Annotated in this window: 12 protein-coding genes; 3 read left to right on the forward strand and 9 right to left on the reverse strand. The window is 63.7% G+C overall.

Going from position 1 to position 15,242, the window contains the following annotated elements; all coding sequences use genetic code 11:
- Positions 1-18: 18 nt before the first annotated feature.
- From LF63_RS02335 to LF63_RS16090, 7 genes are all read right to left on the reverse strand, one after another.
- A complete protein-coding gene (locus LF63_RS02335) occupies positions 19-729 on the reverse strand; it encodes an ABC transporter ATP-binding protein (protein ID WP_043099362.1) in 711 nt (236 codons plus the stop codon).
- A gap of 59 nt (positions 730-788) precedes the next feature.
- Positions 789-2,003, reverse strand: coding sequence for an ABC transporter permease (locus LF63_RS02340; RefSeq protein WP_043099364.1), 1,215 nt, complete (start codon positions 2,001-2,003; stop codon positions 789-791).
- A gap of 9 nt (positions 2,004-2,012) precedes the next feature.
- Positions 2,013-3,332, reverse strand: coding sequence for an ABC transporter permease (locus LF63_RS02345; RefSeq protein ID WP_043099365.1), 1,320 nt, complete (start codon positions 3,330-3,332; stop codon positions 2,013-2,015).
- 69 nt (positions 3,333-3,401) lie between these two features.
- The gene (locus LF63_RS02350; protein ID WP_052394586.1) at positions 3,402-4,904 is read right to left on the reverse strand and encodes an ABC transporter transmembrane domain-containing protein; all 1,503 of its coding nucleotides are present in this window, start codon (positions 4,902-4,904) and stop codon (positions 3,402-3,404) included.
- A 132-nt stretch (positions 4,905-5,036) separates the two neighbouring features.
- On the reverse strand, positions 5,037-7,754 hold the full coding sequence (gene lanKC / locus LF63_RS02355) for a class III lanthionine synthetase LanKC (RefSeq protein WP_052394588.1): 2,718 nt from the start codon (positions 7,752-7,754) through the stop codon (positions 5,037-5,039).
- Positions 7,755-7,910: 156 nt separating this feature from the next.
- Positions 7,911-8,030 (reverse strand): class III lanthipeptide, encoded by a 120-nt coding sequence (locus tag LF63_RS16085; protein WP_200877525.1) that lies wholly within the window; start codon positions 8,028-8,030, stop codon positions 7,911-7,913.
- 616 nt (positions 8,031-8,646) lie between these two features.
- Positions 8,647-8,766: a class III lanthipeptide gene (locus tag LF63_RS16090; RefSeq protein WP_200877526.1), complete on the reverse strand. Its 120-nt coding sequence runs from the start codon at positions 8,764-8,766 to the stop codon at positions 8,647-8,649.
- Between the two features lie 723 nt (positions 8,767-9,489).
- On the opposite strand from LF63_RS16090, the gene rpoH reads away from it, so the two are divergent.
- The 3 genes from rpoH to LF63_RS02370 all read left to right on the forward strand — a co-directional run bounded on the left by rpoH (position 9,490) and on the right by LF63_RS02370 (position 13,027).
- Positions 9,490-10,347 (forward strand): RNA polymerase sigma factor RpoH, encoded by an 858-nt coding sequence (gene rpoH / locus LF63_RS02360; RefSeq protein WP_043099367.1) that lies wholly within the window; start codon positions 9,490-9,492, stop codon positions 10,345-10,347.
- 232 nt (positions 10,348-10,579) lie between these two features.
- Positions 10,580-10,975: a hypothetical protein gene (locus LF63_RS02365; RefSeq protein WP_043099369.1), complete on the forward strand. Its 396-nt coding sequence runs from the start codon at positions 10,580-10,582 to the stop codon at positions 10,973-10,975.
- A gap of 171 nt (positions 10,976-11,146) precedes the next feature.
- Positions 11,147-13,027, forward strand: coding sequence for a family 43 glycosylhydrolase (locus LF63_RS02370; RefSeq protein WP_235205258.1), 1,881 nt, complete (start codon positions 11,147-11,149; stop codon positions 13,025-13,027).
- 24 nt (positions 13,028-13,051) lie between these two features.
- Here the strand turns inward: LF63_RS02370 and LF63_RS02375 are convergent, their stop codons facing one another.
- Positions 13,052-14,236, reverse strand: coding sequence for a DUF2235 domain-containing protein (locus LF63_RS02375; protein ID WP_043099371.1), 1,185 nt, complete (start codon positions 14,234-14,236; stop codon positions 13,052-13,054).
- A 100-nt stretch (positions 14,237-14,336) separates the two neighbouring features.
- On the reverse strand, positions 14,337-15,176 hold the full coding sequence (locus LF63_RS02380) for a S1 family peptidase (protein WP_043099372.1): 840 nt from the start codon (positions 15,174-15,176) through the stop codon (positions 14,337-14,339).
- Between the last annotated feature and the right edge of the window lie 66 nt (positions 15,177-15,242).

Below are 15,242 nucleotides of genomic sequence, written 5' to 3' on the forward strand. Positions count from 1 at the left end.
GTCGCGCCAGCGCGGCCGCTAGGCGGTCCCCTCGACCGGGCGCGGACGAATCGTGCCGTCCGCCGGGTCTTCGGCCACACGGCCATCGACGATGTGCACGTTGCGCTGCGCGCGGGATGCCAGATTCGGGTCGTGGGTGACCATGACGATGGTGCTGCCGGCGCGGTTGATGTCCTGCAGCAGATCCATGACTTCCAGCGCCATTTGCGAATCCAGGTTGCCGGTTGGTTCGTCGGCCAGCAGCAGGCGGGGATGTCCCGCCAGCGCGCGGGCGATGGCCGCACGCTGTTGCTGGCCGCCGGAGAGTTGCGACGGGTAATGCTTCATGCGCGAGGCAAGACCGACGCGTGCCAGTGCGTCGTTGATGCGCTGGTGGCGCTCGGCGCGCTTCAGTCTGCGGTAGCAGAGCGGTACATCGAGGTTGTCGAACAGGTTCAGGTCTGGAAGCAGATTGAAGCCCTGGAAGATGAAGCCGATCTTGCGGTTGCGCAGCTTGCTGCGCGCGTAGTCGTCCAGGTCGGAAACGTCCTGCCCGTCGAGCACATAGGCGCCTGTGCTGAAGGTATCCAGCAAGCCGGCGATGTTCAGGAACGTGGTCTTGCCGGAACCGGACGGTCCGGTGACGGTGACGAATTCGCCTTCCCGCACATGAAGATCGAACGATCGCAGCGCGTGCGTTTCCACCTGTTCCGTGCGGAAAATCTTGGACATGTCGCGCATCTCGAGCATGAGGCGTTCCTTCGGTGGCGCGTGAGCCGATGTGCCGGCGGCGGTTGGGGGCAACAAGCTCATAGCGTCCGGATGGCTTCTACCGGCGTGATCGCCGAAGCGCGCAGCGCCGGCACCAGCACCGCCAGTTGACCGAGTATCCACAGCGCGGCCGCGCCGATGGGCATGTAACCGAATGGCAGCCGGGGCACTTCGTAGCTCCGCATCAGTTCCAGGCTCAGGCCGTACGCGAGCAGCATGCCGAGCAGTATGCCGAACGAGACGATAATGAAATTCTCGATCTGGAAGTAGCGCAGGATGTCGCCGCGGGTGGCGCCGAGCGCACGGCGCGTGCCGATCTGCTTGCGGCGCTGCGTGACCCAGAAGCTGGCCAGCCCGACGATGCCGAGCGCGGTCGTCCCGAGCAGGGCCACGACCACGCCTGCCAGCAGCTTCACCATGACGCGCGCGCTCTCGAAGTAGCTATGCCGAAGTCGTGAGAGGCTGTGGCTCTGATCCGTGTCGAGCACGGCATCCGGAGCCGCTTTGAGTGCGGCCTCCCGCGCTTCGCGCATGACGCGCGGCATGTCATTCGGCTGGGCCCGGATCAGGTACTTGCCCGCAAGGTTCGGGCCGGCGATGGCCGGCACGAAGACCGACCAGTCGGGGTCCTTGGCCTCGCTGCCGCCGGGTTGCGACACGGAAAGATGATCGAGGACGCCGATGACTCTGAATTGGGTGTCCAGGCCCCAGAACTGTTTGCCGAGCGGATTCTGGCCCGGCCACAGGTGTTCGGCCAGGGTGCGGGTGATGAGCACGGGCGCATTGGACGGCACGAACTTCGTCACCGGCATGTAGTCGTCCGGCGAAGGCATGCGGCCCGAAATCAGATGCAGGCCGAAATCGTGGGCGGCGTGGTCGTCGCCGAGGTAGAAGTCGATCACGCCGCCGAACTGCTTGTAGTCCGGATCGAGTCCGATGCCGGCGCGGACGCCCGGCTCGCCGAACGGAACCCCGCTGATCACGCTGACGGACTGCACGCCGTCGACATGGCGCAATGCATCCACGACGCGCGCGTTGAAGTCGTTGGCGCTCTTCGGGTCGAAGCCGGACAGCTTGACGGTGCCCAGGCGCGCTTCGTCAACGCCGCTGTCGATCCGCATGGCGTGCACCTGCTGCACGATCAGGAAGCACGCGTTGCACAACACCGCGCAGGCCAGCGAAATCTGCAGGGCGATCAGGAAAGTGGCCAGTCGATGCTTGCGGAGCGCGGCCAGGACGAAACGAATCTGCATGACGTTCCTCTACAGCAGCTTCAGCTGCAACGCGGTCGGGGTCAGGCTGGCGCGTAGCGCGGGCAGCGCGCCGGCCAGCAGGCTGGTCGCCAACGCCAGCGCGAAGGTCACCAGGAACATGGACACGTCCATGTGGGCGAGATCCGCATAGGCCACCGGCTGCAGCCGTACCAGATACAGCCCGAACAGGGTCAGCAGCAGTCCGCCCAGTCCGCCAAGCAGGCCGATGATCGCCGATTCGATCAGGCACTGGAAAAACACCGCTGTGCGGGTCGCGCCCAGCGCCCGGCGCAGACCGATCTCGCCGCTGTGACGCAGGAATTTCGCCAGCAGCAGTCCGACCACGTTGGTCAGGCAGATCAGCAGGAAGCTGAAGGCCAGCGCGGTCTGTAGTTTCACGTTGCTGGGCACCACGCGGTTGAAGTCGAGCCATTGCATCAGCGAGCGTAGCCGGATGTCGTCGGCGTATTTGATCCGACCGGCTGCTTTCTGCTGGTCGGCATAGTTCTGCAGGTAGCTTCGGTAGGCGTTCACTTTGGCGGCGCTGTTCAGTCGGGCCCACAGCGCGACCCAGACGCAGGGTGCATTGCGCAGGTCTTCGTTCGGGTCCGGCGCGCTCCAGCAGGTGAAGGCCTGGAAGTTGCCCGCGTTGACCTCGAGGCTCGCGGCAAACGGCATGAATACGTCGTCGGTCTTCTTGTAGAAGGCCGAGGTGTCGCCGTCGGTGAAGCGGCCACCACGCACCTTGTAGAACAGCGGCGACGGTCGCCACGCGTCCAGTACGCCGATGATGCGCACGTCCGAGTCCGCCAGTCGAAGCGTCTTGCCGACGCTGTTCCTGCCGCCGAACAGCTTGTCGTTCAGGCGCGAGGAAATGACGGCCACACGGGTGCGCGATGCATCATCGGACTTGCTCCACGCCTGACCGTAGCGGAAGGGGACGTCGAACATCGAGAAGAAGTCGGACGTCGTCGACACCATGGGCAGCATCAGCGCCGGTCGAGTGCTGTACGGCGTGCGGACCTTCACCATGCTGTTGGCCACCAGTGCCTGCTGATCGGCCTTGTCGGAGCTCCACAGGTCCATGGCTGTCCGGTAGTCGAGCATGTCCAGTGGTTCACGCCCCTTGGACTGCGGGTTGACGTCGATCTGCGGGTAGTAGATGTGCTGGCTGCGCCCCGGCAACGGGTCACCCGACAGCAGATGCATCACCGTCAGGGTCGTCATGCTCGCGCCGATGCCCACGGCGATGGCCAGGACCATGAGTGCGGCCAGCACCTTGTTGCGCTGGGTATTGTGCAGCGCGACCTTCACGTAATAAGCGAACATGCGTGGAACGACTCCTCCGGGTTCGAGGGCAACCCTCTTGCTTGCTTCATGGGGCGTGGTGCGTGGACTTCAGCAGAGTGCCGTGGCCCCTTGCGGTTCGGTGCGGGACGCCGCCGCGCCCAGTGTATGCACCTGGTCGAACAGACTGCGATATTCCTCGAAGCCGTGCATGATGATGACCAGCATCCGGTCCCGCGTTCGCCGCTGGATTTCCTGCATCGCGACTGTTCGGCTGGCGACGTCGAGATTGGCCAGGGGTTCGTCCAGTACGTACAGGTCCGCGTCGCGCGACAGCGCCAGGGCCAGCGACACTTTCTGCTGCTGACCGGCCGAGAGTTGGTCGGGGTAGGCGTCCAGGATGTCCGGATCGTCGATGCCGAACAGCGTCAGCAGGTCGCGGTCCGCACCCAGGTCGCGCACCTTGATCGGGGGGAACAGCACCGGCAGCGTGACCGAGCTGATCCGCGCGGGCAGTTCGAGTTCCCCGCGGGACGGCGAGAGGTAGCCGGACAGAATGTTGGCGAGCGTGGTCTTGCCCGAGCCGTTGTCACCGGCGATCAGCGCGCTGTGACCCGGTTCGAGTCGCATCGAGAAGTCCGCGATGATCTGCTCGGCGTTGTAGCTGTATTCGATGCCGCTTGCCGAGACCGTGTTTCCGGTTCGGTGATAGGGCGCAGCGGTCGGCTCGTCGATGAAGCCGACCACCCGGCTCAGCGTGGTGCCGTAGCTGTGCAGGTCGGCCCATTGCTTGAAGATGTTGATGAGCGTCGTGGCCGAACGCCAGAACGCATTCATGAATGCGATGAACGAGCCGAACGACATCTGCTTGCGGAACACGAACAGCGCGCCGACGAAGATCGAGCAGACGTCGGAGATCACCATGGTTAGATCGCTGGCCCCCTGCAGCAGGCGGACCACGCGGAAGCGCTTGTAGCCGGAATCCAGCACGTCGTCCATGCGGCGCGAGAACGTGCCGACGGTCTTCGGGATCAGGCTGAAGCTGCAGACCATCTTGAACGCACCGACGGAGCGGGTCAGCGCATCCATCAGTTCGGCTTCGCGATCGCGCTCGGTGTTGGTCAGTCCGCGGATCTTCTTGCCGACGATCATGCTCACGAAGGTCGCGATGGGGATGATGGCCGAGAGGATCAGCAACGCTTTCCAGGAAATGAAGATCAGCACGGAGATCAGCGCCACGAACGAGAAAATCTGCGCCGTGATCGTGCGTACCTGCTGCAGTGCGGGGACGACGCCGTCCTTCACGTCCGAGCGAATGCGCGCCACATAGTGACCGCCGCCCTTGCGCAGGACTTCGCGGTAATCCTTGGCGTAGAACGTGCGCAGAAGGTTGTCGCTGACCTGTTTGACGATGCGGTTGTCCAGGCGCAACTGCCACAGTGCCAACAGGTAGATGGCGCCGTTCAGGGAGAGTCCGAGGATCAGGTAGCCCAGCACCAGGTAGGCGAAGTGACCGAAATCCGCGCGACTGGCCGCTTCGTCGAAGATGGCTTTCATCAGCAACGGATGCATCACGCCTTCCACGCCGCTGACGAGCGCGGCGCAGCATGTCACGGTCGCGTATTCCCCGCGAAATGTGCCGAGAAGACGCAGGAAGCATGACAGTGCGGAACGCGAACGAGGCGTTGCAGAGGGGCTGCTCATCTGCTTTTCCGACTCACGTGGCTATCCCTCATGCCTGCGGTGTCAGTCCAGTTCCATCGGCTCGAGTCGCTGCGCCGCGTGCGTCTCCGAAGGCCGGACATCGAGTTCGTCCAGGCAGAACTCGTCCGGTGTCCGGTTCGCATGCCGGTGGAACGTCCTCATCATGCCTGCGATTCCCGTGGCGAAGTCGCACGAGATCCGGAACAGGTTTTCCCCCGGAGCAGCATACCCGTCGCCGCTCTTGAACAGGTACAGATCCGCGATGCCCTGCAGCGGACGTTCGGCCATGTCCAGGTACTTGCGGTTCCCAGAGTACAGGTACGCGTCGAGAAGCACATCCACGAAGCCGGTCAGGCCGTAGATCAGGCCCGGGAAGCCCGAATATTTCCGGTAGACGTCGGGAAACATGCTTTCCAGGCGATCCCACAGCCCGTAGCGGATCGCGACCTTGGCGATGCCGCCGGTACCCTGCTCGATGTAGTGCTCGTAGGTGTTCTTTTCCTCTGGCGAGCAGGCGAACGTGGTGATGCCTGTTTCGAGCTCGAAACCGAACGAAAGGTCGTATTCAAGCGCTTTCTGGCCGAGGGCGCGCCAAGTCGGCGCCTTCAGCACCTGGGACAGGCGCAGGAAGAAAAGCGCCACGCCGCTCTGGCCGTAGCCGTAGCCAATGCGTATTTCGCCATCGTCTTCCCAGTGCAGTCCGCGTTCGTCTTCGATGGCCGAAGACGCCAGGCTGTTGGCGAGATCCTTCGCGGCGTTCAGATAGGTCGAATCGTTCGTGTGCAGATAGGCGGCGAGATTGGCCATGCCAATGCCAGCCATGCCGTAGTAGAGCGAATGATGTGCGCGCAGCAAGGGACTCGCGTTGGCATGCGCCATGAAGCGTTTGCCCTGTTCGGTGTTCCCCATGCCGAAGAAGCTCCAGGCGATGCCTGCGGAGCCGGTCAGGAATCCCGGCGGAATTTCCGAGGCCTGCGCCGCCGCGATTTCGCGATCGAAGCGCTCGCGTGCGGGTGCGGGCAGTGTGCACCCGCACTTGTGGAGCGCCTGCACGATGCCGGTGGCGCCGAAGCCCAGGCCCAGGGTGTTGGTCTGGCCGCCAAAAGGATCAGCCGGAAAGAGTGTGTGCAGGTCGTCCAGACGGTAGTGATCGGTAATGAAACGGGCCAGGGCGATGCTGGCGGCGGCGGACGACAGTTCGCGTTCGACTTGCCTGGCGGTGTAGGGCTGTTCGAACGAGGCCGGCGCATCGAGCAGTTCGATCGCTTCGTGACAGGTGATGGTGTTTTCGGCCAGCTTGCGAATGACATCCTCGACGGGGGTGTTGGCCCAGCCGATGTCGGCCACCAGCACCGGCAGCATGCGCGTGAAGAGATCGTTGCGCACATAGGCCGTGGCGACGATCGGGAACATGCTGTACATCATGATCGCGCCGATGGCGTAAATGTCATCGTGGAAGTCGTTCTCTTTCTTGCGGCCTTTCACTTCGCTGCGAAAGCCTGGCGTGTAGATGTTCTGGGGCTCGTCGCTCTTTGGCTGATAAGCCGACTCGAGATCGATGATGCGGACCGTCATGTCGGCCTTGTCGACCAGGATGTTCATCGGCGAGAGATCGCCCATGATCACGCCCTTGCCGTGGATGGCGTCGATGGCCTTCAGCAGGCTCACGAAAATGCTCTTGTGGATGCGATAGAACGTCTCGCTGTCTTCCACGGTCGGGTTGACCTTCAGCAGCGGCGAGTTCATCAGCATGACCTCGCGCATGTCCGATGCGTCCAGGTGCTCTTCGGCGAGGTAGAAGTTCTCCCAGTCCCAGAAGGTGGTCACGAGGCGGGGTGAAATGCCGAGATCGGCCACCAGGCTCAGCATTCTTTCTTCCTGGGCCAGGCGGCTGGTGGCATCCTGCCCGTGCTCGCCGAGTTCGACGTGGGGACGGGCTTCCTTGATGACGACGTCTTCGCCCGTCGTGGTGTCGGTTGCGAGGTACACGCCGCCGGTATTGGAAAACGCCAGCGCGCTCTGGATGGCGAATCGCCCGTTCATCAGCGTCATGTCCGCCGGTTCGGCGTCCTCGCGCGGAAAGGGGTCCGTGGTCCATGGCGGCACGTCGAAATATGGCGTGCGGTAGTCGACGATTTCCTCGCCGTCCGGCGAGGTCAGGATCGGTACCTTGCGGCCCATGTAGTCGAGCCGATTGACCTGGATGATGCCGCCGTAGCGGTAGTACAGACAGCGGCAGTCCTTGTAGCGGTTGTCGGACAGGATGTAGGAACCGACGTCGTCTTTGAGGATGGCGTAGGCGAGTTCGATGAAATCACGGAATTCTTCGTCGGTTCGGGGATACAGGGTGATGAACTTGCCGGAACCGCCGCGCGCCCAGCGCTTGGACGTCATCAGCTTCAAGGTGTTGACGTCGTTGGCGAACTTGAACTGCATGCCGTGATCGAGCGCCAGGGTCGCTACCTTGGTCAACAGGTCTCGGCAGTTCTGCTCGTTGGCCGAGACGTGAATTTTCCACCCCTGCGTGGGCAACTGCGTTTCTGCAGTGTGCTCGACCGGCCGGACATGCGACCACACGTCCTTGCGCCGGATGTCCCAAGCCAGTCCACGTTCGTCGAGCATGGCCTGGACCAAGGTGCGCAGTTCGTCCGAGGGGCGGTAATGCGTGGCGACGGATTCGTAGAAGAGGTCATCGATGCCGGTGAAAAACACCTTGTCGATGTGACGAGCCTCGCGGAGGGATGGCTTCCTACCAAGCATGCGCGTGATCCTTGCGTATGGGGTGCGTGTCCGTGATCGATGTGGGCGGGCATGCGTTCATGCGCCCATCGCGGGCGCGGAAAGAGCGTCTTTTTCGTTTGCGACACACGTGAAGAGAGCAATGGCGAGAAGCCATTGCTCTCCGGATCACGCTGCTTACAGCGACTGCTGCTGCTTGTCGTTGCAGCAACTGGAAACCGAGCTGCTGCAGCTGTTGCCGAACAGTGAGGTGTTCTTGTCCAGGGCCAGACGCTGAAGATCAAGAATGCGGCTCATGTCTACTCTCCTTAGTGTGATGAAACGATGATCAGTCTTCCGGCCGAATGGCCGAGACTGGCGTTACACCGCATCGAGATACCCTCAAACAACGGGTAAGCGCTCTCCATGCAGCTTCCGTTGTGGCGTCACGCATACGGCGGCCGCGTGTTGCGGTGCCGAAAGTGGATGCATGTCGCCCCCTCGATGCACGGTGCCACGCTTTCCATGCGCGGTCGTACACAAGTTCGGCAAAAGTGGAGCAGGGCGAATCGTCTGTCGCATCCGTGCATGGCATGCGGCGCAGTCGACAGGACGGATGCGTCGGGCGCTGTCAGAAGAAACGTGTCGGTGCACATCTTGTCCGCTGCCCGCTCAGCGAGCGCACCTGCGATCCACCGTCATGACGCACGACCTGATTCGTGAAGACGCGTGTCCGGGCATTGCGCGCCGCGACAGCGTCCAACGCTTCGTCACGTCGCAAACGACAACATTCGGGCGCTGTCGGCATGTCTGATGTGCTTGCCGACGGTCTATCGGCTTTGGCGCCACCGAGCGGGGGTCTGGCGGACGCCGAGGGGCCTGAACATCAAGAGAGCAATGACGATCACGCCATTGCTCTCCGGAAGAAGAAGCTTTACAGCGACTTCTGGGCGCTGCCGTTGCAGCAATCGCTGGCAGAGCTGCTGCAGCTGCTGCCGAACAGCGAGGTGGCTTTGTCCAGGGCCAGGCGCTGAAGATCAAGAATGCGGCTCATGTGTACTCTCCTTAGTTCCAATGAAAGACCTGTCAGCCAGCCGGCGCGCATGTCCGGAGGCTGGTGCTAAACCGCATCGAGAAACTCCCGTAAGAGGGAAGCGCTCTCCATGCAGCTTCTGTTGGCAGCGAAACCGCGTGGGCACCGATTCTATGCTCGTGTGCTGTGCGGTCATTCCTTGATTGACGTCGCTGCGTAGAGTCCAAGCTCCCATATTTCCGATGCCTGGTTGTACACAAGATCGGCAAATCTTCTTTCGGGAGCGCTGCGCGGTTGTCGGATGGGGAGTGATGCCTTGGGTGCGGCAGGGCGGTGTGGGGTGTCGTCGTGCGTGGAACTGGTGGATGCCTGGTTAGGGTCGAGTCGTTGCGGGCGTTGTGCGACCTGTCGTCGTGCTTGCGGCACAGCTCCTTCGCCGGCAGACCGGCTTCCGCCTCACGTAGGAAGCTGATGACCTGGATTGGAGAATTTCCAGATGACCTTCGTCCCTGTCGGGAAGTTGTCACCCTGAGACGGGCTGGGCTGACACGGTCAAGCGTCACTGACATGGAATGTGCTACTGACTGACAGCATTAGGTGTACTCGACATTGACACCTGCGAATTGACTTTTCGCGGACTTGGTGTACTATTAAGTACAGTTATGTGCGGCCGGAACTTCCCGGCCGGTTAGCACTCCAAGTATCAGAGTGCTAGTCTGAACGTTCCTCAGGAGGTTCGAGTTCATGAATCAGGCCCTGGTTGCCAACAATCTGCCGATTCCCAGCGTTGCCGGCAGTCTCGACGCGTACATCTCCGCGGTGCATCGCATCCCGGTGTTGAGCGCCGAGGAAGAGCAGCAGCTGGCCGAGCGCTACCGTGCCGAAGAAGATCTGGGCGCGGCCAAGCAGCTGATTGCCGCGCATCTGCGCTTCGTGGTGCATGTGGCGCGCGGTTATTCCGGTTACGGCCTGCAGCTGGCCGACCTCATTCAGGAAGGCAACATCGGCCTGATGAAGGCGGTCAAGCGCTTCGACCCGGAGCACGGCGTGCGTCTGGTCAGTTTCGCGGTGCATTGGATTCGTGCTGAGATGCACGAGTTCATCCTCAAGAACTGGCGTATCGTCAAGGTCGCGACGACCAAGGCGCAGCGCAAGCTGTTCTTCAACCTGCGCAAGAACAAGAAGCGTCTGGGTTGGATGAACGCCGGCGAGGTCAAGACGGTGGCTCAGGAGCTTGGGGTGCCGGAGAAGACCGTGCTGGAGATGGAGTCGCGTCTGTCCGGTCGCGACGTCGGTTTCGACGCGCCGGTTGATGCCGACGACGATGCCCGTCCGTCGCCGTCCACATTCCTGATTGACGACAACGCCGATCCGTACCAGAACGTCGCCGACGCCAGTCAGGCCGAGAGCCGTCACGACACGTTGTCCGAAGCGCTGCAGGATTTGGATGACCGCTCGCGCGACATCATCCAGCGTCGCTGGCTGACCGACGACAAGGCCACGTTGCAGGAACTGGCCGACGAGTACGGCGTGTCCGCCGAGCGCATCCGCCAGATCGAGGCGGCGGCGATGAAGAAGATGCGAGGCGTGTTTGCGGCCTGATTGCACAGGCACACCGTCTTACACGAAAAACGGCTCCGCATGCGGAGCCGTTTTTTTGTGTCTGCAACGACTATGACGGAATGCCTAGGTCGGTGCGCCTCGGACGATGCTAAGGTCGCCAGCGACGGAAGCCTTGCCGGTGACCAGGGAGCGTTCGCGAAGTAGCGCAAGGCGTTCGAGGCGGGGCCGCGGCGTCCTGCGGCCTCTGGTGTCGGGCGGGCTTGGGGGCGGTATGAACTACGACAGAAAGTTTCTTCTGTGGGCGCTGGGCTTCGCGGTATTCGGCCTGTGCGTGGGCATCTACATGGCGGCGTCGCAGAATCACGGTCAGCTGGTGGCGCATGCGCACATCATGCTGGTCGGCTTCGTGGTGTCGTTCATCTACGCGATCATTCATAAGCTGTGGCTGGTGACGCCAGGGCGCTGGGTGGCCCGGATCCAGTTCTGGCTGCACATCGTGTGCACCGTGCTGTTGTCGATCGGGTTGCTGCTGCTGTACGGCCAGGTCTATGCGGCGGAGTGGTTGGAACCGGTCCTCAGCCTCGGCTCGGTCGGCGTGCTGCTGGGCATGCTGCTGATGGGCTACATGGTGCTGCGTTCAGGGAGCGGGCGGGTGTCGGCGACCTGATGCGCATCGTCGCTCCGTCGTGCAGCGGCATGTGCGACGGAGCGACGGAGGACACGCATACAGTTGCCAGCCGGCGTCGGCTGTTGCAGGATGCCTTTTCCCTCGTCCGGCCTCGCCGGATGTTCCTCCATGCGCGCATGGCTTTGCGTCGGCGGCAGGAGCCTTTCCCTGGTGAGTTCACGCATGCTTGTTACCCACTCGTTCGCACCTTTATGTAAACGTTTACATCCGCTGCTTGCGGTGCTGCTGCTGGTGCTGACCGTTCCGCAGGCACGTGCGTCGGCGGACCACGAGGCATCGGCGCGGCCGACCTACGCCAATCCGGTCGACGTGGACTACCGCTACAACTACGAGCAGATGAACGAGGGTATTTCCTACCGCACCGGCGCCGATCCGGCGGTGGTGTACTTCAAGGGGGTGTATTACCTGTTCCAGACCCTGGCCGACGGGTATTGGCGCTCGACCGATCTGGCGCACTGGACGTTCGTGAAGCCGGACAAGTGGCCGTTCGACAGCGAGGTTGCGCCGGCGACGCTGGTCGCGGACGGCAAGCTGTTTCTGATGCGTGCGACGATGCGCCCCGAGCCGCTGCTGTACAGCACCGATCCGAAGTCGGGGCACTGGGACTTCTGGAGCCGCTGGCTGCCGATGGTGCCGAAGACGACCTGGCCCGGCAAACCGATCCTGCCGGGTCGCTTGCCGTCCGGGCCGTGGGACCCGGGTCTGTTCCAGGACGACGACGGCAAGGTGTACCTGTACTGGGGCTCGTCGAACGTCCATCCGCTGTACGGCATCGAGATGAATCTAGCGCTGGACAAGGCGGCCGAGGGCGAAGGCAAGCGGATCACCTATCCGGGCGAACCGGTCACGCTCATCAAGCTGCATCCGGACGAACACGGCTGGGAGCGCTTCGGGCGCGATCATTCCGACACCACCATCGCGCCGTTCATCGAAGGCGCGTGGATGAACAAGCACGGCGGCCGCTACTACCTGCAGTACGCCGCGCCCGGCACCGAGTACAACGTCTACGCCACCGGCGTGTACACCAGCGACAAGCCGCTCGGTCCGTTCCACTACGCGCCTTACAACCCGATCGGCTACAAACCCGGCGGCTTCACTCAGGGCGCCGGACACGGCTCGACCTTCCAGGGCGCGCACGGCAACTGGTGGAACACCGGCACCAGCTGGATCGGCACCAACTGGACCTTCGAGCGCCGCATCGGCCTGTATCCGGCCGGCTTCACCGCCGACGGCCAGATGTGGGTGAACACGCGCTTCGGCGACTTCCCGCACTACGTGCCCGACCACAAGCTCCAGCCGGGCGAGAGCACGTTCACCGGCTGGATGCTGCTGTCCTACCGCAAGCACGCGACGGCCTCGTCGCAGATCGCCGACCACGGCCCGGCGCTGGCCACCGACGAGAATCCGCGCACCTTCTGGGTGGCGGCGAAGAACGCGCCGGGGCAGACGCTGACGGTCGATCTGGGCGGTCCGCGCACGGTGCGTGCGGTGCAGGTGAACTACGCCGATTACAAGGCCGGCCGCTACGGCGATGCGCCGGACATCGTCACGCGCTTCCGCCTGCTCGGCTCGGTCGACGGCACGCACTGGCACACGCTCGCGGACCTGTCCAAGAGCCAGCGCGGTCGCGCGGATGCCTATCTTCCGCTGAAGCGCGCGCAGACGCTGCGTTACATCCGCTACGTGCACATCCATGTCGGCTCGAAGCATCTGGCCATCGCCGACCTGCGCGTGTTCGGCAACGAGGCGGGACCGCCGCCGTCGCCGCCGGTGCTGGTGTCGGCCAAGCGTCTGGTCGACGCGCGCGTCGCACAGATCACCTGGAAGCCGGTGCCGGGCGCGGTCGGCTACAACCTGCGTTGGGGGCTGGCCAGGGACCGCCTGTTCGAGACCTACCAGCGTTTCGCCGATCAGCCGACGACGCTGAAGCTGACTTCGCTCAACAAGGGCGTGCGCTACGTGGTGGCGGTGGAGGCCTTCGACGAGCGCGGCGTGTCGAGGCTGTCGAAGACGATGGTGCTCAAACCCTGACGCGCCGCGCGCGTGGCGCCGGGATCATCGTGGATAGATGAATTCCCGGCGCACGCCGGATTCGTCGAGGGCGCTGTCGGGAAGATTCACGGGGCGATAACCGGGATCTTCCTGCACGCGTCGATGCACGGAGCTGTGGATCACCGAACCGTCCGCGATGTAGCGCGGAAGCTGCGCTGGCGAGAAGCGCCAGCGCGGGCGGAATTGCGGCGTATTCGGGATGCGCACCCATTCGCGGCGGGGCATCCATTGCGCCAGCTTCCAGCCGAGGTGGTCCAGGGCGTTGTGCATCTTCGCCAACGGGTCCGGCGGCGGGTCGGCCAGAACCTGTGCGCGCATGGCGGGGTCGAGTTCCAGGCCGAACGGCACCGCCTCGTCCATCATCCAGGCCAGCGCGATCTTGCTCAGCCCGCTCTCGGCGTTCGCATAGCCGCCGCCGACATCGCTGTGCACGCCGGCGAACCAGATCTGTTTGACGTCGCTGTCCTGTGTGCCGTCCGACCACAGATTGGTACGGAAGAACTTGCGTCGCTCGTCGATGGAAACCGCGTGGCGCACGGCGCGCACGCTCGGATTCCAGCGCGTGAAGGGCAGTTTGAACGGGTTGTAGATCGAACCGACGCTGGACACGGTATCCCACACGCCGAGGAAGTGGATCGGCGGCGTGCTGGAGAAGGTCTCCCTGAAGGCGTCGCACAGCGGCAGCTGCAAGTGCTGGTAGCGCTGGGTGCGGCGTTCCTCGCGATCATTGCGCCGTTTCGCGGCACCGGCCTCCTTGCGGAAAAGACGCAAGGCGTATGCCGCGAGATTCGGGTTGTAGACGCGCAGCAGTCCGCACACATGAATCAGTGCCGCCAGCACGCGCGCGGTGTACGCGCCGCGGCTGAAGCCGAACAGAAAGATGCGGTCGCCCGGACGGTAGTGCTGCAGAAGGAAGTCGTAGCACAGGCCGACGTTGCGGCTCATGCCGAAGCCGAATGCCGAACCCAGCAATTGCGTGACGCGCTTGCTGATCGGCGTCAGCGCACCGGTGGCAGGGAAGGTGCCCACGCCCGGGTCGTAGAAGGCGATCTGCCGTTGCGTGTCGCGCGTGGCCGAGGCGAGTAGACGCACCACGTTGGTGTTGTGCTCGCAGAACTCGTTGTTGGTGCCATCGCAGAACACCAGCAGATTGCGCGGCGATGCGGCGGAGGTCTCGGCGGCGTTCATCGGGCATCCCTGTCAGTGCAGGCCCGTTGCTCGGACCTGCATGCGGCGCAGGATAGCAGTGCGCGTGTCGTGCGCGGCTGCGAACACCGGGTTCGCGAGGTCAGCGCGTCGTCGTGTGCGCGTCGGCCGCGAGGGTGCGGTCGATCCAGGCGGCGTAGTAGGACACGCGCGAGTTGGAGAACGTCTGTCCGCACACGCCCGGACGGAACGTGCGCTGGCCCGGCGGCCAGTGCTTCCAGTTGGCCAGTCCGGCCAGCAGCCACCGATGGTGCCGACGGATCAGCACGGGGCCGCCGCTGTCACCGTCGCCCATCACGCCTTCCAGCGGCAATGCGCGTTTGCCGCAGTCGAAGCGATAGTCGATCCACTGGTCGTGGGCGCGGGTGATGCGGTTCTCGGCGCGGCGCAGCAGGCCGCGATGCGAGGCGTGCGGCGTCTGTCCGGTCTTGCCGTCGCCGCTGGCGCCCATGCCGAAGATTCGTACAGCCTGGCCGGTTTCATCCGTGCCGCGATACAGGGCGATCGGCTGTACGTCGGTCACGGGCTGGGCCAGATGCAGTAGCGCGATGTCGTGCATGGCCTCCATCTGCGGCAGCAGTTTCGTCCAGTTCGCCAGCGTCGGTGCGCCGGCCTGCTTGCGGAACCGTTCGTACTGCTGCTTGAAGCCCGGGTAGACGACAACCCGGTCCACGGTGCGCCACGCGCCGTGGATCCAGACCTTGTCGAGCATGTAGCCCATCGTGGCGTGCGCAGCGGTAACCACCCATTGTGGCGCGATCAGCGTGCCGTGGCCCTCGCCGGGCAGGTTGGCCAGCGCGGGCAGGGCCTCGGCCTTCACGCGGTAGCGCGCGTCGGGGATGCCGGGACGGCGCACCACGGCGCCGACGGTCGTCGAGACGACAAGCAGTGCGGCAACGACCAGGCTCAGCTTGGGTTTCATGCGTCGCTCCTTGGGTGCATCGATCGATGAAGGCCTCCGTCTGGCCCCTCCGTCGCGTTGTTGTGT

Origin of the sequence: Oleiagrimonas soli (genome assembly GCF_000761445.1) — a bacterium.
In the GTDB taxonomy this organism is placed as follows: domain Bacteria; phylum Pseudomonadota; class Gammaproteobacteria; order Xanthomonadales; family Rhodanobacteraceae; genus Oleiagrimonas; species Oleiagrimonas soli.

Bases quoted from the DNA above. Each gene is read 5' to 3' on its own strand.
- LF63_RS02340 (WP_043099364.1), bottom strand. From the start codon at position 2,003: ATGCAGATTCGTTTCGTCCTGGCCGCGCTCCGCAAGCATCGACTGGCC.
- LF63_RS16090 (WP_200877526.1), bottom strand. From the start codon at position 8,766: ATGAGCCGCATTCTTGATCTTCAGCGCCTGGCCCTGGACAAAGCCACC.
- rpoH (WP_043099367.1), top strand. From the start codon at position 9,490: ATGAATCAGGCCCTGGTTGCCAACAATCTGCCGATTCCCAGCGTTGCC.
- LF63_RS02335 (WP_043099362.1), bottom strand. From the start codon at position 729: ATGCTCGAGATGCGCGACATGTCCAAGATTTTCCGCACGGAACAGGTG.
- lanKC (WP_052394588.1), bottom strand. From the start codon at position 7,754: ATGCTTGGTAGGAAGCCATCCCTCCGCGAGGCTCGTCACATCGACAAG.
- LF63_RS02380 (WP_043099372.1), bottom strand. From the start codon at position 15,176: ATGAAACCCAAGCTGAGCCTGGTCGTTGCCGCACTGCTTGTCGTCTCG.
- LF63_RS02365 (WP_043099369.1), top strand. From the start codon at position 10,580: ATGAACTACGACAGAAAGTTTCTTCTGTGGGCGCTGGGCTTCGCGGTA.
- LF63_RS16085 (WP_200877525.1), bottom strand. From the start codon at position 8,030: ATGAGCCGCATTCTTGATCTTCAGCGTCTGGCCCTGGACAAGAACACC.
- LF63_RS02375 (WP_043099371.1), bottom strand. From the start codon at position 14,236: ATGAACGCCGCCGAGACCTCCGCCGCATCGCCGCGCAATCTGCTGGTG.
- LF63_RS02345 (WP_043099365.1), bottom strand. From the start codon at position 3,332: ATGTTCGCTTATTACGTGAAGGTCGCGCTGCACAATACCCAGCGCAAC.